At 37.9% G+C, this 20,588-nt stretch carries 23 protein-coding genes; 15 read left to right on the top strand and 8 right to left on the bottom strand.

The genetic code is table 11. The features are described 5' to 3' along the window. Positions 1–38: 38 nt before the first annotated feature. Complete coding sequence (locus J663_RS02540) at positions 39–1,013, bottom strand: ribonuclease Z (RefSeq protein WP_033847597.1); 975 nt, start codon at positions 1,011–1,013, stop codon at positions 39–41. Between the two features lie 67 nt (positions 1,014–1,080). Between J663_RS02540 and rtcR the strand changes: the two genes are divergently transcribed. Next, positions 1,081–2,688, top strand: coding sequence for an RNA repair transcriptional activator RtcR (gene rtcR, locus J663_RS02535; RefSeq protein ID WP_033847596.1), 1,608 nt, complete (start codon positions 1,081–1,083; stop codon positions 2,686–2,688). A gap of 57 nt (positions 2,689–2,745) precedes the next feature. Here rtcR and J663_RS02530 read toward each other — a convergent pair whose 3' ends face one another. Beyond that, positions 2,746–3,378, bottom strand: a complete 633-nt coding sequence (locus tag J663_RS02530; protein ID WP_033847595.1) for an alpha/beta hydrolase — start codon at positions 3,376–3,378, stop codon at positions 2,746–2,748. A 125-nt stretch (positions 3,379–3,503) separates the two neighbouring features. Between J663_RS02530 and yaaA the strand changes: the two genes are divergently transcribed. Continuing rightward, positions 3,504–4,283: a peroxide stress protein YaaA gene (gene yaaA, locus J663_RS02525; RefSeq protein WP_033847593.1), complete on the top strand. Its 780-nt coding sequence runs from the start codon at positions 3,504–3,506 to the stop codon at positions 4,281–4,283. Between the two features lie 216 nt (positions 4,284–4,499). On the opposite strand, the gene J663_RS02520 is transcribed toward yaaA, so the two are convergent. From J663_RS02520 to J663_RS02500, 5 genes are all read right to left on the bottom strand, one after another. Further along, positions 4,500–5,285 (bottom strand): thiazole synthase, encoded by a 786-nt coding sequence (locus tag J663_RS02520; protein WP_001154366.1) that lies wholly within the window; start codon positions 5,283–5,285, stop codon positions 4,500–4,502. A gap of 13 nt (positions 5,286–5,298) precedes the next feature. Further along, positions 5,299–5,496 carry a sulfur carrier protein ThiS gene (gene thiS, locus J663_RS02515; protein WP_004700562.1) on the bottom strand — a complete coding sequence of 66 codons (198 nt, stop codon included), beginning with the start codon at positions 5,494–5,496 and terminating at the stop codon, positions 5,299–5,301. A gap of 13 nt (positions 5,497–5,509) precedes the next feature. Continuing rightward, on the bottom strand, positions 5,510–5,875 hold the full coding sequence (locus J663_RS02510; protein WP_002115263.1) for a DUF423 domain-containing protein: 366 nt from the start codon (positions 5,873–5,875) through the stop codon (positions 5,510–5,512). Positions 5,876–5,986: 111 nt separating this feature from the next. After that, a complete protein-coding gene (rpoH, locus tag J663_RS02505) occupies positions 5,987–6,853 on the bottom strand; it encodes an RNA polymerase sigma factor RpoH (protein WP_002115267.1) in 867 nt (288 codons plus the stop codon). 133 nt (positions 6,854–6,986) lie between these two features. Then, positions 6,987–7,232, bottom strand: coding sequence for a sulfurtransferase TusA family protein (locus J663_RS02500; RefSeq protein ID WP_033847590.1), 246 nt, complete (start codon positions 7,230–7,232; stop codon positions 6,987–6,989). Positions 7,233–7,604: 372 nt separating this feature from the next. On the opposite strand from J663_RS02500, the gene J663_RS02495 reads away from it, so the two are divergent. Together J663_RS02495 and rhlB are read left to right on the top strand one after the other, a co-directional pair. Beyond that, positions 7,605–7,817, top strand: coding sequence for a cold-shock protein (locus tag J663_RS02495; protein WP_000126912.1), 213 nt, complete (start codon positions 7,605–7,607; stop codon positions 7,815–7,817). A 109-nt stretch (positions 7,818–7,926) separates the two neighbouring features. Next, positions 7,927–9,078: an ATP-dependent RNA helicase RhlB gene (gene rhlB / locus J663_RS02490; protein ID WP_002115257.1), complete on the top strand. Its 1,152-nt coding sequence runs from the start codon at positions 7,927–7,929 to the stop codon at positions 9,076–9,078. Between the two features lie 37 nt (positions 9,079–9,115). On the opposite strand, the gene J663_RS02485 is transcribed toward rhlB, so the two are convergent. Next, positions 9,116–9,496 carry a hypothetical protein gene (locus J663_RS02485; protein WP_033847588.1) on the bottom strand — a complete coding sequence of 127 codons (381 nt, stop codon included), beginning with the start codon at positions 9,494–9,496 and terminating at the stop codon, positions 9,116–9,118. 203 nt (positions 9,497–9,699) lie between these two features. Between J663_RS02485 and J663_RS02480 the strand changes: the two genes are divergently transcribed. The 11 genes from J663_RS02480 to J663_RS02430 all read left to right on the top strand — a co-directional run bounded on the left by J663_RS02480 (position 9,700) and on the right by J663_RS02430 (position 20,485). Further along, positions 9,700–10,275, top strand: coding sequence for a nitroreductase (locus J663_RS02480; RefSeq protein WP_033847586.1), 576 nt, complete (start codon positions 9,700–9,702; stop codon positions 10,273–10,275). A gap of 34 nt (positions 10,276–10,309) precedes the next feature. Continuing rightward, the gene (locus tag J663_RS02475) at positions 10,310–11,383 is read left to right on the top strand and encodes an NAD(P)H-dependent glycerol-3-phosphate dehydrogenase (protein WP_002115297.1); all 1,074 of its coding nucleotides are present in this window, start codon (positions 10,310–10,312) and stop codon (positions 11,381–11,383) included. A 56-nt stretch (positions 11,384–11,439) separates the two neighbouring features. Beyond that, a complete protein-coding gene (locus J663_RS02470) occupies positions 11,440–11,895 on the top strand; it encodes a SixA phosphatase family protein (RefSeq protein WP_005073505.1) in 456 nt (151 codons plus the stop codon). A 23-nt stretch (positions 11,896–11,918) separates the two neighbouring features. Beyond that, positions 11,919–13,058 (top strand): type II secretion system protein GspL, encoded by a 1,140-nt coding sequence (gene gspL, locus J663_RS02465; RefSeq protein ID WP_033847584.1) that lies wholly within the window; start codon positions 11,919–11,921, stop codon positions 13,056–13,058. Next, positions 13,058–13,537, top strand: coding sequence for a type II secretion system protein GspM (gspM, locus tag J663_RS02460; RefSeq protein WP_005073507.1), 480 nt, complete (start codon positions 13,058–13,060; stop codon positions 13,535–13,537). The genes gspL and gspM overlap by 1 nt, the downstream gene beginning before the upstream one ends. Positions 13,538–13,626: 89 nt before the next feature. Then, positions 13,627–14,631 carry a quinone-dependent dihydroorotate dehydrogenase gene (locus J663_RS02455; RefSeq protein WP_005073508.1) on the top strand — a complete coding sequence of 335 codons (1,005 nt, stop codon included), beginning with the start codon at positions 13,627–13,629 and terminating at the stop codon, positions 14,629–14,631. Positions 14,632–14,637: 6 nt separating this feature from the next. Then, positions 14,638–15,225: a CvpA family protein gene (locus J663_RS02450; RefSeq protein WP_002115251.1), complete on the top strand. Its 588-nt coding sequence runs from the start codon at positions 14,638–14,640 to the stop codon at positions 15,223–15,225. A 25-nt stretch (positions 15,226–15,250) separates the two neighbouring features. Continuing rightward, complete coding sequence (gene purF, locus J663_RS02445) at positions 15,251–16,792, top strand: amidophosphoribosyltransferase (protein ID WP_033847583.1); 1,542 nt, start codon at positions 15,251–15,253, stop codon at positions 16,790–16,792. Positions 16,793–16,870: 78 nt separating this feature from the next. Continuing rightward, on the top strand, positions 16,871–18,760 hold the full coding sequence (locus J663_RS02440; protein WP_005068334.1) for a M48 family metalloprotease: 1,890 nt from the start codon (positions 16,871–16,873) through the stop codon (positions 18,758–18,760). A 100-nt stretch (positions 18,761–18,860) separates the two neighbouring features. Further along, a complete protein-coding gene (locus J663_RS02435) occupies positions 18,861–19,508 on the top strand; it encodes a hypothetical protein (protein ID WP_017480785.1) in 648 nt (215 codons plus the stop codon). 11 nt (positions 19,509–19,519) lie between these two features. Continuing rightward, a complete protein-coding gene (locus J663_RS02430) occupies positions 19,520–20,485 on the top strand; it encodes a 2-hydroxyacid dehydrogenase (RefSeq protein ID WP_033847581.1) in 966 nt (321 codons plus the stop codon). Positions 20,486–20,588 lie beyond the last annotated feature (103 nt).

The following is a 20,588-nucleotide window of genomic DNA, read 5'->3' as shown; positions in this document are numbered from 1 at the left end:
CTAAAAAGATATTTAAATATATTTTTAGATATATGTTATTAATGGGCTTTACGATTTTTATCGACTTTTAAAAGCTGTCCAGCTTCGTTTAAAGTAAACTCATCAAAATCATTTGCTAAATAAAAATGACCTTTATAAAACTGGCGAACTTCTTCAGCAATAGCGTGCTGTCCAGCTTTATCCTGATGTCTAGGGCTAAAGTGCGTCAGAATTAAATTACCCAGAGATTGCTGCTCTGCAAATTCAGCCACCATTTTTGCTGAGCTATGCATTGGACCTTTTCCTACTTTATCTAAAACCGTTTGCAAGTAAGTTGATTCGTGAATAAGTAGTTGAGCATCTTTGCAAGCGTCTGCTAACAGTTCAGGTTGGTCATTATCTCCACCTATAATTGCATGAACTTGTTGATTTTGAATTTTGATAAAGTCTTGAGCTTTTAATATTTTTCCCTCAAATTCAATATTGTAGCCTCGTTTTAAATGGCCCCACATATCGCCTTGAGGTACGCCTAACTGAGTTAGAGCTTGGGTATCTAACTTCTTTTGAATAGATCTTATATAAATACTAAAAGCAAAACTTGGAACACGATGGCTTAGTAGGTGTGCTTGAACAATGAATTCATCAGTGATTTGTTGTGGCTGCATTGCTTCATTTACATCAATAAATTGTAGTGAGTAAGGTAAGTGTAAGTCAGTAAGCTGGGCAGTGATTTCAAACCATTGCTGAATTTCTTTCGGTGCAATCATGATTAATGGTTTGCTACGGGCATTCATGCCTGCACTTGCTAGTAAACCAACTAGACCATAACAATGGTCGCCGTGAACGTGTGTAATACAAATGGCAACTAAGTTTTGTAGAGAAAGTCTGGCTTGTTGAACGCGGTGCTGTGTACCTTCGCCGGCATCAATTAAAATCCAGTCCTTATTTTTGCTGTTACGAACTGTTAATCCTGAAACATTACGTGTCAGGGTAGGTACACCGGAAGATGTGCCTAAAAAAGTAAAATGAAGCATATTCTTGGAATTTTTTGGTCAAATGCGTATTGTATATTATAGACACTTATAAAATTTTATAGAAATTATGGCGGATGCAAAGAAAACAGTCGTTATTGGCTTTGTCGGTTCTACACTTGATCAGGGGAGAAAGCCAGATCGATGGCAACGTTGGCGTCCTACGATTAGCCTGTTAATGCATGAAGATTTGCTTGTAGATGAATTGGTACTGTTACACGACCGACAACATCTTAATTTAGTTAAGTCTATAGCAGCGGATGCTAAAGAAATCTCTCCACAAACTGAGGTTTCTGGACATAAGGTCAGTATAAAAGATCCTTGGGATTTTGCTGAAGTTTATGGTGCACTCTATGATTTTGTAAAAACCTATCCGTTTGATGTCGAAAAAAATAACTATTTATTGCATATCACAACGGGAACGCATGTTGCTCAAATTTGTTGGTATTTATTGATAGATGCGCATTATTTACCAGCTCAACTTATCCAAAGTTCACCTAATCAGCAAAAGACCTCAGAAGGTGAATATAGAATTATTGATTTAGACTTATCTCGATACGATGTTTTAAAACAGCGCTTCGATGATGAACAAAAACAAAATTGGCAACAACTTAAAGCCAATATTTCTACTCATAATAAAGCGTTTAATCAACTTATTGAGGAAGTTGAATTAGTTGCAACCCGTTCTAGTGCACCTATTTTAATTATGGGGGCAACAGGGGTTGGTAAGTCTCATTTGGCAAAACAGATTTTTCAATTAAAGAAAGATAAATTTCAATTAAGCGGTCGTTTTATCGATGTTAACTGTGCAACCTTACGTGGTGATAGTGCTATGTCGACCTTATTTGGTCACATAAAAGGTGCATTTACAGGAGCAGCTGCATCTCGTGCTGGTTTATTAAAAAGTGCTGACCAAGGCATTTTATTTTTAGATGAAATCGGTGAATTGGGACTTGATGAGCAAGCTATGCTGCTAAAAGCACTAGAGGATAAAAGCTTTTTTCCTGTTGGGAGTGATAAGGAAATTCAGGCCGATTTTCAACTAATAGCTGGTACTAACCGTGATTTACGTAATGAAGTTCGGGCTGGTCGTTTTCGTGAAGATTTATGGGCCCGTTTGAATACATGGACATTCTTTTTACCAAATTTAAAAGACCGTATAGAAGATATTGCCCCCAACATTGATTTTGAGCTACAACGTTTTGCAGCAATTCATCAAAGACAATTACGTTTTCAACGTGAAGCTTTAGAAATGTATTTAAAATTTGCTAAATCAGCAGATGCATCATGGCAAGGAAATTTTAGAGATCTAGCCGCGAGCGTGACTCGTTTAGCAACTTTATCGGAAGGTGAGTTAATTCGCCGTGAAACTGTAGAAAAAGAAATTCAACGGTTAAAGCAACTTTGGCTTATTCAGACCGCATCTTGCAATGATGGAAATAGAGATGCAGACATTCTATTGAGCTATTTGAGTTCTGAACAACTAGAGCAAATAGATGAATTTGACCAGATTCAATTACGTGGGGTACTTAAAGTTTGTGAAAATTCAAAATCAATGGCAGAGGTGGGAAGACAACTTTTTTCGGTGTCTCGTCAACAACGTAATACAACGAACGATAGTGATCGGGTGAAAAAATATTTGGCCCGTTTTGGGCTGAGTTGGAATAATTTTCAATAATGAAACGGCTTATAAAATGATGGGCGTAGACTCAATCTATACCCATCAAGTTACCGTTTATTTCATGATAATAAAACGTGTAATGATTTGGCGAAGCTGTTTTAAATAACCTGTAAAGAAGTGGTTAGCACCAGGTAAAATCGTGATTGGATGCTTTTGTGGTTTTGCCCATTCAATCGCATCTGAAAGCAAAGTAATGTCATCTTGCTCACCATGGATGAGGAGAATATCACCTTGAATTTCAGGAGTTTTATAGTGGCGTAAACCTACTACAGTAGCCGTTGGTAAACCACATAAAATTAACTGTACAGGTCGTAATTCAGATTCGAGCTGTGCAAAGCATTTTGCTAAAACATGTGAACCAAAGCTAAAACCACCTGCATAAAATGGTAGGCCTTCATGAAGCTTACGAACGTGTTCAATTACAGCTAAAATATCTTCAGTTTCACCATGACCTTCATCATGAACGCCTTCACTGCCGCCTAAACCACGGAAACTAGGACGGTAAACAATACAACCATATTCATTAAAAATTTGGGTTAAAAGAGCAGGGACTTTATGTTGAGGAGTTCCACCTTGCAATGGGTGCGGATGGCAAACAACCGCAAAGCCTTTGATTTCACCTTCAGGGCGGTCAACGAAAAGTTCAATTTTACCAACTGGACCCTGGATGAAAGTTTGCTCAGACATATAAGAACCGCTAAATAACAATACGTAATGCTATTTTACCGATAGTCGTCATTGAAAACACGAGTTAGCATTAAAAAATATCTACTGTTATAGTTGGTATTAAGAATAATTTTTTCAGGTTGTCTATGCTTGCTTTAATTTCTCCTGCAAAAACTTTAGATTATGAAACAGCACTACCTACAGATGAGTTTACTCAGCCTCGCTTGTTAGAAAACTCAGCACAATTAATTGATGTGTGTCGCAAACTTTCTGCTTCGGAAATTGCGAGTTTAATGAGTGTGAGTGAAAAAATTGCCACATTAAATGCAGATCGATTTAGAGACTGGAATCCAGAATTTAATTTCTCGAATGCTCGCCAAGCAATTTATGCATTTAAAGGAGATGTCTACACTGGTTTAGATGCTTATCAATTAAAAGACAAAGATATTGATTTTGCACAGCAGCATTTACGTATGCTTTCTGGTCTTTATGGCTTACTGCGTCCTTTAGATTTAATGATGCCTTATCGTTTAGAAATGGGTACGAAATTAAAAAATACGCGTGGTCATAATTTGTATGAGTTCTGGGATGAAATTATCACTAACCAGATTAATGAAGATTTGGCAGCAATTAAATCTGAATTACTGGTAAATCTAGCTTCAGATGAATATTACAAGTCTGTCAATGAAAAGAAAATTAAGGCTGAAATTGTGAAGCCCGTTTTTCTTGACCAGAAAAATGGCAAATATAAAGTCATTAGTTTCTATGCGAAAAAAGCACGCGGTTTAATGGCTCGTTTTATTATTGAAAACCAATTAAATAAAGCTGAAGACATCAAAGCTTTTAATACCGAGGGTTACTACTTTGATGTTGATAACTCATCAGCAAAAGAGTTGGTGTTTAAACGTGATGAGCAAGTGGCTTAATTAAATTAATAATTTCACATGCCAAGCGACCTTGATCTCATTTTTAATTTATTAAACTCTATATTGGCTATGACTTACTTTTGAAAGGTCAAAAGTAACAAAAACCTTTGTTGAACAGAGGGCACATCCATGTGGCCCCTGTTCAACAGTGGCATCCATGCCACTCGGCACGATAGCTTTTGTTATCGTGCTTTAAAATTTAGGCAAAATTAATGATTACTTAAAGAAGTAGCCTGTTTCTGGCGAGCTTGCATTTGCCATGCGTTTACGTGGCATACGACCTGCTAAAAATGCTTCACGTCCTGCTTCAACAGCTTTTTTCATTGCAGAAGCCATCAAAATAGGGTTTTGCGCAGCTGCAATGGCAGTATTCATCAATACACCATCACAACCGAGTTCCATCGCAATAGCAGCATCACTTGCTGTGCCAACGCCTGCATCGACTAAAACTGGAACTTTCGCATTTTCTTTAATAATTGAAATGGTGTGTGGGTTTAAAATACCTAAACCTGAACCAATGAGGCTACCTAAAGGCATAATCGCAACACAGCCCATACTTTCAAGTTCTTGCGCAATGATTGGATCATCAGAGGTATAGACCATAATCTCAAAACCATCATCAATCAAAGTACGAGCCGCTTTTAGGGTCTCGGTTACATTTGGATATAAGGTTTTTTCATCACCCAATACTTCAAGTTTTACTAGGTTATGACCATCAAGTAGCTCGCGCGCTAGCATACACGTGCGTACTGCGCTGTCAGCATCAAAACAACCTGCGGTATTTGGCAAAATTGTATATTTTTCTGGTGGAATGACCGAAAGTAAATTCGGTTGATCTGGATTTTGTCCAATATTCACACGGCGGATTGCGACGGTTACGATTTCTGCACCACTGGCTTGAATAGCTAAATCCGTTTCATTTAAGTCTTTATATTTTCCAGTTCCGACCAATAAACGAGATTGAAAAGAACGTGAACCAATAATGAGAGGGGTGTCTTGCATGGATAACTCCGACTTAGCCGCCGCCAACAGCGTGAATAATTTCGATACGGTCATGTTGAGCAATCGTAATTTGCTCTAATTTGCTTTTAGAAACGATTTGCTGATTGTGCTCCACAGCAAAGCGTTTTCCTTCAAGTGCCAGCTCCTGAATGAGTTGCAACAGGTTTTGGCTAGGCGTGTCCGTTAATTCGCCATTTAAATAAATTTGCATGATCACATTCCGATTATTTTGCGTATTTGAAAGCATTCCAAGCCAAAACCAGCCATCCCGCAATCATTAAGGCTCCACCGATTGGCGTAATTGCGCCTAATATTCGTGGTAAACCTAGCGCCATGATGTAAAGCGAACCACAAAAAAATAGAATACCAATTTGGATAAGCAAGAAAGATAACTTGATTGGGAAATGAGGAAGAACCTTACTTAAAATACCAAGAGCTAATAGGCCAAGCGCATGATAAAAAAAGTAGTCGGTTGCAGTCTGCCACCAAGCAAGTTGCTCAGGACCCGCGTGAGCTTTAAGACCATGTGCTCCAAAAGCACCCAACATGACTGCAAAAGCAAGATTAAGGGCTGAAATGGCGATCCACATAACAAAAAACGCAACTGAATAATGAAAGGCAACGTTAACATAGATTGGGTTGGCTAAACATAGCCAGATAAAACAAAAGGGCGATTCGCCCTTTTATTTTTTTCATTTATTTTAGCTTGCTGACATGGCAGTTTTGATTTTTTCCATCGCATTTTTTTCAAGCTGACGAATACGTTCTGCCGAAACATTATATTCAGCTGCTAACTCGTGAAGAGTAGATTTGTCATCATCTAACCAGCGGCGTTGTAAAATATTACGCGAACGGTCATCTAACTGGTCCATTGCATCATGCAAGGCTGAAGTACTTTGCTCTTCCCAGTCTTCGTTCTCGACTAAACGGGCAGGATCGTAGCGGTTATCTTCAAGATACAACGCAGGCGCTGTGTGTGGAGTATCATCGTCATCATCGCCTTGTGCTTCAAAAGCAGCATCATAAGCAGTTAAACGACCTTCCATTTCAAGAACTTGTTCTGGAGTTACATTTAAGTCATTCGCAATCGATTGAGCTTCTTCGAGCGTTAACTTTTTACTCGATTTCTTTAAACTACGTAAATTGAAAAATAATTTACGCTGAGCTTTTGTCGTTGCAATTTTGACGATACGCCAGTTGCGAATAACGTATTCATGAATTTCTGCCTTAATCCAGTGGACGGCAAAAGATACTAGACGCACGCCCATATTTGGGTCGAAACGTTTCACGGCTTTCATTAAGCCTAAATTACCTTCTTGAATAAGGTCGCCTTGTGGTAGGCCATAACCTGCATAGCTGCGCGCAATATGAACGACAAAACGTAAATGCGACATTACCAGCATTTTTGCGGCATCAAGATCTTGGTCATAATAATAACGTTCAGCAAGTTCTTTTTCTTGCTCGGCCGTTAAAATAGGAATCTGATTGACAGTACTGATATATGCACCAAGGTTTACACCGGGCGCAGACAATGACAGGGGCATCAATTGATTGCTGCTGTCACTCATGAGTTCTCCTTATAGGATCGAATGGGATAACCAATAAATTCATCTTAATTTGAATCAGCTTCATAATTAAGGAAAATTGGGTAGAGAAATGTAAAATTTTATGCAATTTCTAATCTTTTAGTTTAGCAAAGAATTATTGAGTTTCAATTAAATAGTGAAATTCTCTTTCCGATATGTGTGTAGTTTGACACATAAAATGATGTAAACCACAGTAACGAGTTACATCAATTTCACTATGAGGATCTGAAGATTTTAATAAAAATTGTTGTTTGCCTGACGCTTTTTTAAGTTCACGTTTTAGCATTAACAATGGCATTGGGCAGGGTTGTCCAAGGGCATTAATTTCAATGGGTGCTGTATTAGAAGAAGTATTGCTCATTCATCATCAAAACAACTAAAAAAAATATTCTAACAAATTTTTAATAAATACAGCATATTTTATGAAAGAAGATGCAGGAATTTCTATAAAAAATATTGTAATAAGCTGTTTAAAAAAAGAACTAAAAATAGGGGAAATATTTGAAAAAAATTCTATTAATTGTCATAAACCCGTGTTAAGCTCGAACCGTTTTAGGATTTACCACACAATCAAATTGATTTAATAACCCTATAACAAATGGATGTAACCGGAAATTGTTGATAGTTTTACAGAATGATTACAAGCTTTAAGATTATAAATATTTTAAAACCTTGTTTGCTCTGCTGTTTGCAACACCGGAAGGTCCTTTTTTCAACATCTGAGGATTGACTTATGACAGCTCGTGAACAAGGCGTAGTAAAGTGGTTTAATGACACTAAAGGCTTTGGTTTTATTCAACGTAACGGCGGCGACGATGTATTCGTTCACTTCCGTGCAATCGTAGGTGACGGTCACCGTTCTCTACGTGATGGTCAACGCGTAGAATTTAGCGTTGTACAAGGTCAAAAAGGTTTTCAAGCTGAAAACGTTCAGCCTTTAGACTAAGACTAATTCATCTTTTTGATGAATGATGGACGCTCCAATTTTTGAATTGGGGCGTTTTTGTTTATAATGATCTTCTCATTCGAGAGATTGTTTGTTAGAGCGCGTATTTATGACATCTGGTTTTGAAACCTTGAATTTACATCCGCAACTTAAAAAGGCGATTGATGCTTTAGGGTTTACTCAAATGACCCCAATTCAGCAAAAGGTTTTAAAATATACATTAGCCGGGCATGATGCAATTGGGCGAGCACAAACAGGAACAGGTAAGACAGCTGCCTTTCTGATTAGTGTAATTAATGATTTACTCAATAATCCGATTCAAGAGCAACGCTTCCGTGGCGAGCCTCGTGCTTTAATCTTGGCGCCTACTCGTGAGTTGGCATTGCAAATTGAAAGTGATGCGAAATTTCTCACAAAATTCTCTAATTTACATTTAGTGACCCTATTGGGTGGTGTTGATTTCGATAAGCAGAAGAAGCAACTTGATGCTAATTTTGTCGATATCATGGTAGCCACACCTGGGCGTTTAATCGATTTTGTAGAACAAAAAGAAGTCTGGCTCGATCAAATTGAATTTTTAGTCATTGATGAAGCTGACCGTTTATTAGACATGGGCTTTATTCCTTCGGTAAAACGTATTGTTCGTTATTCACCACGCAAGGAACAACGTCAGACACTCATGTTCTCAGCGACGTTTAGTTATGACGTTCTTAATTTGGCAAGACAATGGTTATTTGAACCTGTAACTGTTGAAATTGAGCCTGAACAAAAGACCAATAACGATGTAGAGCAACGTGTTTATGTTGTTGCTAAACAAGACAAATATCGTTTACTGCAAGATATCTTGCGTGAAGAGCCAATCGATAAGGTTATGATTTTTGCTAATCGACGTGACCAAGTCCGCCGTCTTTATGATCATTTAAAGAAAGATGGATATAGAGTTGGTATGCTTTCAGGTGAGATTGCTCAAGATAAACGTTTAAAAATGTTAGAGCAATTTAAGCAAGGTAAACATAATATTATGATTGCGACAGATGTTGCTGGTCGTGGTATTCATGTGGATGGCGTGTCGCATGTCATTAACTTTACATTGCCTGAACAATCTGATGATTATGTACACCGTATTGGTCGTACAGGTCGTGCTGGCTCACAAGGGGTAAGTATTAGTTTCTTATCTGAAGATGATGCCTTTTATTTACCCGAAATTGAAAAAGCAATTGGTAAAAAATTACCATTGACCAGATTAGATGGTTATTGCTAATAAAAAAATCCCAATCAAATGATTGGGATTTTTTTTATTAATTAATTTTACAATAGAAAGTAAGCGTTGTTTGGTAGTCATCATCTTTTGCTAAAGATGCATTTTTACCAGTTAATGTACCAATAACACCTGCCGCAGCTTCAACCATTTGACCAGTTTTTTCACTTACAACATCTTTTAATACACCGTTGTATGTTGTTTTTTCATCTACAACGACTGGTGTAGTGCTTTTTGAGCAAGTTTTTTGAGCTGCAGTAATCGCATTATTTTTCGCAATTAAATTGGTTTTGCCAATACCTGTAACTTCAAACTGATTATTTTCTTTTTGAACTGCTAAAGTATTTTTAGGAGTAGTTGCGCAAGCACCAAGTAATAAAACAACAACGCTCATTGCGCTCGCTAAAATTATTTTTTTCATAATGCACCTAAAGTTAATCGCTAAAAGACATAGCTATTTGAACATAAGTTTTCTAGTTGATTTTGAAGACGTTGTATGAGTTTTGATGTTTTGTATTAAAAAATGTCAAAGTGGGAGTTGCTAATTTTATAAGCTAGATTCAATGGTGGATTAACGGTAGATTATGCTAATCTATTTTGAATTTTTGAGTTAGATCAATATTAATGACGGAATCAGCAATACAAATAATTCACCAAAATATTCATCAGCGTCAGTCTATTGGCCAATTAGTTGAGCCAGCTCCAAGTACAGAGCAATTAGAGTTAGCTTTCCAAGCAGCTTTGACTGCTCCAGATCATCATAGACTTAAGCCAACGCGTTTTGTAGTTGTTTCAGGCGAACAACGTGGTGCTTTTGGTGAAGTTTTAGCAAAGGCTCTAGCAGATTTAGGTGAAACTGATCCCGCTCAACTCGAACGTGTTAAACAACATCCTTTTCGCGCACCATTACTTATTTTAGCGCTTACACAATTACAAGATCACCCGAAAGTACCGCATTTCGAACAAATCTTAAGTACGGGTGCCGCAGTACAAAATCTTTTATTATCTCTACAAGCTCAAGGTTTTTCGACTATGTGGCGTAGTGGTGCAGTTGTCGAATCAAATTGGTTAAAACAGTATTTAGGTCTGCAACCTCGTGATTTAATTTCAGGTATTATTTACGTCGGCACAGCAGCTAAAGTAATTGCACCGCGTGCAGATATTGAAAGTAAAGAATTCGTAAAAGTTTGGCAGGCTTAAACGTCTGTAGAAGTAAGAAATAGGATAATAAAAGATGGCTGAATTTAAGTTTACAGATTTGGTGGAACCTGTTGCGGTTGATAAAAAAACTGCTTTACGTATTACCGTTCTAGGGGGAGGAAGCTTTGGAACGGCTATGGCAAATTTAGCTGCACGTAACGGTTGCGATACCATGATCTGGATTCGTGATGCCGAAACAGCTGAGGAAATTAATAAAACCCACATTAATAAACGTTATTTGCCAGATTTTATTTTAGAGTCATCATTACGCGCTGTGTCTGATCTTGAGCAAGCTGTATGTGACCGAGATATTATTTTAGTCGCAATTCCAAGTCACTCATTCCGCGATGTCTTAAAACAAATCGCTCCTTATATTACTGCACAAGCGGTTGTGTCTTTGACCAAAGGTGTTGAAGCTAAAACTTTCAGCTTTATGAGCGATATTATTCGTGAAGAATTACCTGAAGTTCCTTATGGTGTGCTATCAGGTCCAAACCTTGCAAAAGAAATTATGGCAGGGATGCCATCTGGGACTGTTATTGCCAGTGATTCTGAGTTAGTTCGTTATGCTGTGCAACATGCTCTGCATAGTGCTTTATTCCGTGTTTTTGGTAGTGATGATGTACACGGAGTAGAATTAGGTGGTGCGCTTAAAAATATTTATGCGGTTGCAATGGGAATTGGCGCCGCTTACAAAATTGGTGAAAACACCAAGAGTATGATTTTAACGCGTGCTTTAGCCGAGATGAGCCGATTTGCAGTAAAACAAGGTGCAAATCCGCTTACATTCTTGGGGTTGTCAGGTGTTGGTGATTTATTCGCTACTTGTAATAGTCCTTTAAGCCGTAATTATCAGATTGGTTATGCTTTAGGTTCGGGTAAAACGCTGGATCAGGCGAGTAAAGAGTTGGGGCAGACGGCTGAAGGCATCAATACAATTGTTCAGGTGCGTGGTAAAGCAGAAGAACTAGATGTTTATATGCCTATCACTAACGCTTTATATGAAGTTATTTTCGAAGGGGCGCCTCCTTTAAATATTGCATTATCTCTTATGAAAAACGGACACCGTAGTGATGTTGAATTTGTTTTACCTCATCACGAAGTCTGAAGAAGAAATGTCATAAATTGTGGTTATAATGCAAGAATTATTAACAAGGAAAATTTATGCAACTAACATTGGTTCGCCATGGGGAAGCCGCTCCACCTATAAATGGTAACGACACTAAACGTCCTCTTACTGCTCGTGGACATGCTCAAGCAGAACAGACAGCAACATTTTTAAAAGATATTGTTAAGCCTGATATTTTTGTAGTTAGTCCTTTGTTACGTGCTCAAGAGACATTGGCACATATTCAAGCGTATTTTAAAGATGTGCCTGTGTTGTTATGCGATAAAATTAAACCAGATGATAACGCCAAAGAGGCAGTCGAGTGGTTGTCTCAGATTCCTTATGAGTCAATTGTGGTCGTGTGTCATATGAATGTAGTAGGGCATATTGCTGAACTGCTGACCCATGAAAACTTTAATCCATTTGCATTGGCTGAAGCTCGAATTTATGATCAGGCTGTGATTGCAACTGGTTTATCAACACAAAAAAATAGTTTTATACCCACAATATAATTAAAAAGGTTATTTAGCCCATTATGCTGTATTTATGGATGCCTGAAACCAATGGAATATGGCATTGGTCTAACGGAGAAAACTGGTTGCAGGCTGAAAGCCTTGATCAATTAATACAAGACCTACAATTGCACCAAGGAAAAGAGGCTGTTGTCTTTTTTCCTAGTCGTCATGCTCAGGTATTCCAGCAACAAATAGCAAAGTCTCATTACAAGCAACTTGGAGCAGATGGTGTTAAATATTTGCTTGAAGAGTTTGTAACTTTGCCTATTGATCACATGAAAGTAGTTCATCATTTTCATGCTGATCAATTAACAATATTGGGTGTTGCAAAAACTACGGTGGAAACATGGCAACATGCGATGAATTTGTTGCCAATCAAGCTGGTTGCTTTGTTGCCAGATTTTTTGATCTTGCCAGAACCACAAGAACAGCAAGTTATCCTGTGTAATATTGACCAAAAATTACTGGCGCGTGAAAGTAAATGGGTCGGTAATTCACTAGATGATTTGGGATTGTTTTTGGAATTCCAGCCAGTTGAAACAAACTATCAATATAGTGGGTTAACGGTAGAACAGTTAGAAAGCTTAGAAGCAGCTTCTAGTATTGAGCAACGTTCAGAATTTTTTTATCAGTTTCAGGGCTTAGATAAACCTAAACAGCATCCTTTTAACGTTTTACCAAAAGCCAAAGGGCAAGAGCAAACGGTTTCTGGGTACTGGAAAGCATGTGCGGTTATTGTTTTAGCAATCATTGTGGTTCAGTTCAGCTATGATTTGTTGCGTTGGGTAAAATTAAGAAATGTAGCCAATCAAACAGCTGAGCAGACAATTGAGCAATATAAATATTGGTTTGGTCCTTCTAGTCGCGTAAATGAACAAAATATAAAAAGCCAATTTGAAAGTCATTTAAGAATGAGTAAACAAGGCGATACACAAGCACTTTCTTTATTGAGTCGTGTTGGACCTATTTTGATGCAAAGACAAATTTTAGCTCAGCAATTAAATTATGATGCTTCTACACTAACCATGGCCTTGAAAGCAAAATCGGCAGATGATTTGCAAGCTTTAACACAGCAGCTTAATCAGCAAGGATTTAAGGCGGAGTTAGGTAATGTTCAAGCCGATGGTGGTGGGGCTATTGGGGTGGTGAAAATACAATAATGAAAATGTTAGCTCAATTGCAAAACCGCTTTGATCAGTGGATCGAACAAGTTAATCAATATTTAGACCGTTTGACTGTCCGTGAACGTATCATGGTGGTCTTTACTACAATTTTTGTTGTAGTGGCTATTATTGGGGCTTCACTTTGGAAAATGCATTCCTTAGCAGAACAGCAGCAACAGCGCTTAAATGATTTAAAAGATTTGATGGTGTGGATGCAAAGTAATGCAGTCACTATGAAACCTGCGAGTGAGCTTGAGTTAGGGCAAGCAGAAAAAATACAACGTGTAGCTCAACAGCAAGGTTTAACAGTTACTTCTCAGCAAAATGGCGAGCAGTTACAAATTATTGTTACTCATCAGAATTACGCAATTTTAGCTAACTTTTTAACCCAGCTGGCACAAATGGGCTTAAGTATTGAAAAAATGGAAATGGTTTCAAGTGAAGGTCAGATTAAATTAACAGCGACGGTTCAATAACATATTAAAATATGCTGGTCTTAAGCATGGTGTTTTGTGCTGCCTGTGCCTATAATATGCCTACCTAAAATCAGTAGATTGTGATTGGTATGTTATATTCACTTGCTCGCCCGATGTTGTTTAGTTTAGCACCAGAGCGTGCCCATGAATTAACATTATCTATGCTTGATAAAGCACATAAGTTCGGCCTACTCCGTCAGAGCGTAGAGGCGAAACCGACGACTTGTATGGGAATTGAATTTCCAAATCCAGTAGGTTTGGCAGCTGGTCTTGATAAAAATGGTGCACACATTGATGCTTTAGCTGGGTTGGGGTTCGGTTTTATTGAAATTGGAACCATTACACCTCGTCCTCAATTGGGTAATCCGCAGCCGCGCTTATTCCGTATTCCAGAAGCTCAAGCCATTATTAACCGTATGGGGTTTAATAATGATGGTGTTGATAAGCTGATTGAAAATGTCAAAGCTTCAAAGTTTAAAGGAATTTTAGGCATTAATATTGGTAAGAATGCTGATACGCCTGTAGAAAAAGCTGTTGATGACTATCTGATTTGCCTTGAGAAAGTGTATAACTACGCTTCTTATATTACCGTTAATATTTCATCTCCAAATACTAAGAACTTAAGAAGTTTACAAAGTGGCGATGCATTAACTGAACTATTGCAAACCTTAAAAGAAAGACAACTTGAGCTAGCTGAACAAAATAATCACTATGTTCCTTTGGTTCTGAAAGTTGCACCTGATTTAACAGCTGAAGATGTTGAATTTATTGCAGCGCAGTTAGTGCAGTTTAAAATTGATGGCTTGATCGTTACTAATACGACCTTATCAAGAGAAGGTGTAGAAAATCTTCCTTATGGTAATGAGTCGGGTGGTTTATCAGGCGCACCTGTTTTTGAAAAAAGTACAGAATGCTTACGTTTGTTTGCCCAAACATTAAAAGGACAAATCCCGTTAATTGGCGTGGGTGGAATTTTGTCGGGTGAACAGGCAGCAGTCAAACAGCAAGCTGGAGCAACATTAGTACAGATCTATAGTGGGCTAATTTATACAGGTCCTATTTTAGTGAAACAATGTGTTGCAGCTATGTCTTAAGTGAATATGAACACAATTGATATCATTATTCTGATACTTTTGCTCATTGGGGGGCTAAACGGTTTGCGACAAGGATTTATTAAAGCCTTTGCGAACTTGGTAGGATGGGTCATTGCATTAATTATGGGTGCAAAATATGCTGTCCTTCTTGCTCCGTCTATGTCGGGTTTAAGTCATGATCCAGTTGTTCAGAAAATTGCAGCTTTTGCATTTATAGCGCTTTTGATCATTGTTTTAACATGGATCGTCTCTGCATTTTTAAATGGCCTCTTGAAAAGTCTGAAATTGGGGCCATTAAATCGTTTAGCAGGTGGTGCTTTTGGTTCTTTAAAGGGCTTGTTGGTTGTACTAATTACAATGCAGGGTGTAGGGCCTTGGGTTGAGAGTTCACCACACTGGAAACAGTCCAAATTTATACAGTTTTTATTGCCTTATGCGCCTTTGGCTACCGAGTTGTCTAAAGATGCTGCAAGTGAGGCATTTCATCAAATAACATCTGGAGGTAGTGCATCAGGTACTCCCTCAAAACCAATGGACGAATCGGAAGATTTAGAAAACCGATCCGACCATTCGACAAAGAATCCTTTTTATTAATTCCTAGCTTGTCTGCGAGGTTGCTATGTGTGGAGTTGTTGGTATAGCCGGTAAATCGCCAGTGAACCAAATGTTGTTTGATGCTTTAACGATGTTGCAACATCGTGGGCAAGATGCAGCTGGAATAGTAACCTGCCATGAAGGCCGTCTTTTCCTTCGTAAGGATAACGGTATGGTGCGTGATGTCTTTCATACTCGTCATATGAGAGCATTACTTGGTAATTATGGTATTGGCCATGTACGTTACCCAACTGCTGGTTCTGCGAGCAGTGCTGAAGCACAACCATTTTATGTAAACTCACCTTACGGTATTACGCTTGCACATAATGGTAACTTGACCAATGCAGAAGAAATTCATGATGATCTGTTTAAAACAGATTTACGTCATATGAATACAGATTCTGACTCAGAAGTTCTTTTAAATGTATTCGCGCATGAATTACAGAAAAAAGGCACTTTAAATCCTACAGCTGACGATATTTTTCACACGGTTTCTCGTGTGCATGAGCGTTGCCAAGGTGCGTATGGTGTAGTGGCGATGGTTACTGGTCATGGTTTGGTTGGTTTCCGTGATCCAAATGGTATTCGCCCACTTATTTACGGTTCACGCGTGACTGAACAAGGTGAGATGGAATACATAATTGCTTCTGAATCGGTTGCTATTACTGCTCTTGGTTTCAAAATTGAGCGTGATATTGAACCAGGTGAAGCAATTTTCATCAATGCAAATGGTGAGTTGTTCTCTAAACAATGTGCTGCTAATCCTAAATACCGTCCATGTATTTTTGAATACGTTTATTTTGCTCGTCCTGATGCCATTATTGATGGAATTTCGGTTTATAAAGCACGTTTAAAAATGGGTGAAAAGCTTGCTCATAAAATTTTACGTGACTGGGGTGAGGACCATGATATTGATGTGGTGATTCCAATTCCAGATACGAGCCGTACTTCAGCTTTAGAACTTGCAAATATTCTAGGTGTGAAGTTCCGTGAAGGTTTTATGAAAAACCGTTATATCGGCCGTACCTTTATTATGCCGGGTCAACAGCAACGTAAAAAATCTGTACGTCAGAAATTAAACCCTGTTGAGTTGGAATTCAAAGGCAAGAACGTTCTATTGGTGGATGACTCTATTGTACGTGGTACAACGTGTAATGAGATTATTCAGATGGCACGTGATTCTGGTGCAAAAAAAGTATACTTTGCGTCAGCAGCACCGAAAGTAATGTATCCAAACGTTTACGGTATTGATATGCCTGCTAAAGCTGAGCTTATTGCTTCAGAACGCAGCGTGGAAGAAATCCAAGAAATTATTGGTGCTGATCGTTTGATTTTCCAAGAATTGGAAGACTTGAAAAATGCTGTACGTACCAGCAAAGTGCCTGACTTAACTGAGTTCGATTGCTCAGTATTTGATGGAATCTATGTAACAGGTGATATTGATGGTAACTATCTAAATAATTTGGAGCAGAAGCGTAATGACTCTGCTAAGAAGAAAAAAGATGGTTATATTGACGTTAATGTCGATGCTGCTTCTGTAGATTTAACAGGCATCAAAGAAGAATAGAAATAGCCGAAAAAAGCGGGTATTTCCCGCTTTTTTCTTTTATGATGAAACCTAACAATGTAATTGGGAATATTTACATTGAAAGAAGTAAGCCACTATCTCATCGAAAATAAAAATATGGCATGGTCCATCACTATGTGTTTGGTTGCTGTGCTGCTTACTATTTTTATCTTAAATTTAATTTTAGGTTTACTCGTTCATTTTTTTGATTATAGCCAGCCAATTTGGTGGCACACCTTAAGTCCTTACTTCGTTGCGCTATTACTTTTTATTATGGTTTGGTCGGTAGTTACCGAACTTTATATTCTGCGTAAAGGTGGGCACTCTTTAGCAAAACAACTTAAAGCACGTCGTTTGGTGAAAGAGGAGAGTACTCCCGAAGAACTCGCGGCATTAAAAATTACAGAACACTTAGCCCAAAATTTTTCACTAAAAGTTCCAACCGTATATGTATTACCTGATGAAGTTGGTGTAAATGCACTTACGGCAGGTTTTCATCCCAAAGATATTGTAATTATTCTGACATGGGGTGCTTTACAGAATCTGGATAAGCTTGAGTTATATGGTTTATTGGGCCATGAATTTAATCAGATTTTATCGGGTGAGGCTGTTGAGAATACTAAATTAAAGATTCTATATAGCGGCTTAACAACTTTTAGTCAGTGGGGCAGTAAATTAGCCAAGCAAGGTTTTAAGCGCTATAGCCCGGGTTATAAACATAAATTTGAAACTGTTTTTGTTGCGGTCGGTGGAGTCATTTGGTTGGCTGGAAGCCTAGGTGTACTGATTACTCGCTTTATTAAATATTTGACTTTGAGTGGGCGCACATTTCGTAATGACCAAAAAACAGTACGACTATTAAAAAATAATGCGAATACCCAAACTTTGTTGCGTATTTATGTTCACCACTCTGGTTCGCAAATTCATAGTGCTTATTCCGAATCAATCGCACATATGTGTTTTGCTAACTCACTGAGTCCACAAAGTTGGATGAATATTCACCCGAGTATTCGTGAACGTATTTATGAGTTAAATCCTACTTTGCTACAAGATTTACAATTAGAAAATTTAAAGAAACTTCGCAACCGTCCGTTGTTTAGCTTATTTCATTTCTTAGAAGAATCTGAGAAAGAAATTTATATTCCGTGGTCATCTCCACAGCCTTTACCTTTATTAAGGTTGTCACCAATTAGTTTTGCATTAAATGATGCCATTAAGCCCCTGAGTAGTGATGTACGTCGAAATAAAAAGCGTCCTGAATTAATTCAGCGAGCACTACAAACTGCGACTGGTTCACGTGAAGTGATGGTTGCTATTTTGATGATTCGCCAATATCGGGAATTCATTCCAAAAGATGCACCTGTGAGTCATGCCATTATTGATGCATTATTGAATTTGGATGGACGTATTCATATTCAAATATTTCATGATGCTTGTAAAAATATTGGACATATACCCGCAAGTATTGCGCGGCAATTTCTTACTAAGTTGGCCCTCATTATCCAAGAAGATGGTGAGATTGGGTTGTTAGATGCACTACTATTGGAGCGGGTTAAACATGAGTTGAACTTGATGCCATTACATTTGCCAACTGCATTTGAAGAAGTGAAACCTCAAATTGTTCGTTTGATTGATGCTTTACTTCATGTTCAACAAATTAATAGCCCAAATCAATTAGAAGTACGTGAGCGTATTTTACGTTCGCTGCTCAATCCTGATGAAATGTATATCTATGATGAAATTTCAGATGAGCCATTAGATCTGGCTGAAATTTTAAATGATATTGCTGGTTTATTATTACGTGACCGTCTAAGTATTCTAGCTATTGCAGAAATGTGTTTGTGGAGCGACCGTATTATCACGCAAGATGAACTCGATGTGCTTGAATTGCTTTATTGGCGTTTTGGCTTTGAGACAGAAGAAATTGTGGATCAAATGCAAAAGAGAAATAGTGTGATGATTATTTAAAAGACATATACGATTATAAAAACATCTGAATGAAATAAAACACTGAAAAAAAAACTCAAGCCCGTTAGAATGTAGATAGAGTAGAGGTATTGATTTACAGATGATTGGGCAGCAAAGAAATATATTGGCAACTTTGGGGATTGATGTATGGATTCCTAAGACACAGGTGTGCCAAAAAAATAATGCTCAAAGTCTCTGGCGAGATCAAGCTGCGCCAGAAGGTGAACCAATTATATTGCCTTCTAAGAACAATCCAGTTGTTGAGCAACCGACAAAACCACAAGTCAACGAAGTTCCAAAAGTTGAACCTGAAATTGCGGTACCACTTCCAGTAGAAGTTCCGCCTGTTGTGTCGCCTCGTACTGAAGTACAAGCTCCAGTGGTTACGATTGCTTCATTTGAGTTACAGGCTTTTGCGCTTGAAAAATGCGTTATTTTTTTAGATGTTACCAATTTAAGTGAAGAAGAAAAGCAGCTTTGGAATAACATTCAAAAAGCAAAAATAGGGCAATATGCTGAACTAAAATGGCCGTTCCCTTTAGCTAACTATCAAGATCAACGTGGTGCAGGTTCATATATTCAAGGATTTTTAGATGCTGTCGCAGCAGACAAGAAAATCTTGTGCCTTGGGGAATGTTCTTATATTCAACATGCCAATATTATTCATTTGGCGAGTTTAAAAGAGATGTTGGAGAAACCACTCCTTAAAAAAAGGTTATGGCAATTAATGCAAGATAACAACGAGTAGTAGGGATTTACATGAAAAAAGTTGTAGTTTTTAGCCAAATTGATGAAGAAATTTTGTCTCGATTACAACAGGATTATCATGTTGTGGTTCTTAATCCAAAACTGGGTGATATTAATGAGCAAATTCGCCAACACGTTGTAGATGCTGATGGGATGATTGGTGCTGGTCGACTTCTTAATGAAAGTAATCTTGCGCCTGCTCAAAAACTCAAAATTATTTCATCTGTAACAGTTGGCTATGACAATTATGATGTGGCTTATCTAAACCAAAGAAAAATCTGGTTATCAAATACCCCTCATGTTTTAACTGAAACAACGGCTGATCTTGCTTTTACATTATTACTAAGCGCTGCTAGAAAAGTTCCTTTTCTTGATCATTGGACGAAACAAGGTGAATGGAAAAGAACTGTTGGGCCTCAGCAGTTTGGTTTAGATGTTTTTGGAAAGACGCTAGGAATTATTGGGCTTGGTAATATTGGTGCTGCAATTGCACGCCGTGGTTTTTATGGATTTAACATGAATATTGTTTACCATAACCGCCGTGAAAAACCTGAATTGGCAGAGCCTTTAAAAGCACAATATCTTGGTTTAGATGAGTTATTGCAACAGTCTGATTTTGTGGTAACCGCAGTTGATTTAAATAATGAATCGAAAGCTTTGATGGGGAAAGCTCAATTTGAGCTTATGCAAAAGCACGCTATTTTTATAAATATTGCGCGTGGTTCAGTAGTTGATGAGCAAGCTTTGATTGAGGCCTTACAAAGCGGGGAAATCTTTGGAGCTGGTCTGGATGTATACGAGAAAGAACCTTTACAAGATTCAGAGCTTTTTAAACTGTCAAATGTTGTTACTTTGCCTCACGTAGGATCTGCGACTGCAGAGACTCGTAAAAAAATGGCAAATCTTGCTTATAAAAATCTAGTTGAAGCTTTGGAGGATAAAACTCCTAGATATTTGGTAAACCCAAACTTTGCATAAATGATTAATAACACTTCATTGCAAAACTAAGCGATCTCGAGTGATATATTAAAAGTCTATTGATTGAACATAATTTTTTATGTTTTATATCAGTAGACTTTTT

The sequence above is a fragment of the Acinetobacter sp. 826659 genome (assembly GCF_000588515.1).
Lineage (GTDB): Bacteria > Pseudomonadota > Gammaproteobacteria > Pseudomonadales > Moraxellaceae > Acinetobacter > Acinetobacter pittii.
Note: the sequence above shows the minus strand (reverse complement) of the source record. Positions and strands in the feature narration are given on the sequence as shown.

Bases quoted from the DNA above. Each gene is read 5' to 3' on its own strand.
- J663_RS02530 (WP_033847595.1), bottom strand. From the start codon at position 3,378: ATGTCTGAGCAAACTTTCATCCAGGGTCCAGTTGGTAAAATTGAACTT.
- J663_RS02450 (WP_002115251.1), top strand. From the start codon at position 14,638: ATGAACACAATTGATATCATTATTCTGATACTTTTGCTCATTGGGGGG.
- rpoH (WP_002115267.1), bottom strand. From the start codon at position 6,853: ATGAGTGACAGCAGCAATCAATTGATGCCCCTGTCATTGTCTGCGCCC.
- J663_RS02495 (WP_000126912.1), top strand. From the start codon at position 7,605: ATGACAGCTCGTGAACAAGGCGTAGTAAAGTGGTTTAATGACACTAAA.
- J663_RS02470 (WP_005073505.1), top strand. From the start codon at position 11,440: ATGCAACTAACATTGGTTCGCCATGGGGAAGCCGCTCCACCTATAAAT.
- J663_RS02510 (WP_002115263.1), bottom strand. From the start codon at position 5,875: ATGTGGATCGCCATTTCAGCCCTTAATCTTGCTTTTGCAGTCATGTTG.
- J663_RS02520 (WP_001154366.1), bottom strand. From the start codon at position 5,285: ATGCAAGACACCCCTCTCATTATTGGTTCACGTTCTTTTCAATCTCGT.
- gspL (WP_033847584.1), top strand. From the start codon at position 11,919: ATGCTGTATTTATGGATGCCTGAAACCAATGGAATATGGCATTGGTCT.
- J663_RS02480 (WP_033847586.1), top strand. From the start codon at position 9,700: ATGACGGAATCAGCAATACAAATAATTCACCAAAATATTCATCAGCGT.
- J663_RS02500 (WP_033847590.1), bottom strand. From the start codon at position 7,232: ATGAGCAATACTTCTTCTAATACAGCACCCATTGAAATTAATGCCCTT.
- J663_RS02435 (WP_017480785.1), top strand. From the start codon at position 18,861: ATGATTGGGCAGCAAAGAAATATATTGGCAACTTTGGGGATTGATGTA.
- rhlB (WP_002115257.1), top strand. From the start codon at position 7,927: ATGACATCTGGTTTTGAAACCTTGAATTTACATCCGCAACTTAAAAAG.
- purF (WP_033847583.1), top strand. From the start codon at position 15,251: ATGTGTGGAGTTGTTGGTATAGCCGGTAAATCGCCAGTGAACCAAATG.
- rtcR (WP_033847596.1), top strand. From the start codon at position 1,081: ATGGCGGATGCAAAGAAAACAGTCGTTATTGGCTTTGTCGGTTCTACA.
- J663_RS02485 (WP_033847588.1), bottom strand. From the start codon at position 9,496: ATGAAAAAAATAATTTTAGCGAGCGCAATGAGCGTTGTTGTTTTATTA.
- J663_RS02430 (WP_033847581.1), top strand. From the start codon at position 19,520: ATGAAAAAAGTTGTAGTTTTTAGCCAAATTGATGAAGAAATTTTGTCT.
- yaaA (WP_033847593.1), top strand. From the start codon at position 3,504: ATGCTTGCTTTAATTTCTCCTGCAAAAACTTTAGATTATGAAACAGCA.
- J663_RS02455 (WP_005073508.1), top strand. From the start codon at position 13,627: ATGTTATATTCACTTGCTCGCCCGATGTTGTTTAGTTTAGCACCAGAG.
- thiS (WP_004700562.1), bottom strand. From the start codon at position 5,496: ATGCAAATTTATTTAAATGGCGAATTAACGGACACGCCTAGCCAAAAC.
- J663_RS02475 (WP_002115297.1), top strand. From the start codon at position 10,310: ATGGCTGAATTTAAGTTTACAGATTTGGTGGAACCTGTTGCGGTTGAT.
- gspM (WP_005073507.1), top strand. From the start codon at position 13,058: ATGAAAATGTTAGCTCAATTGCAAAACCGCTTTGATCAGTGGATCGAA.
- J663_RS02540 (WP_033847597.1), bottom strand. From the start codon at position 1,013: ATGCTTCATTTTACTTTTTTAGGCACATCTTCCGGTGTACCTACCCTG.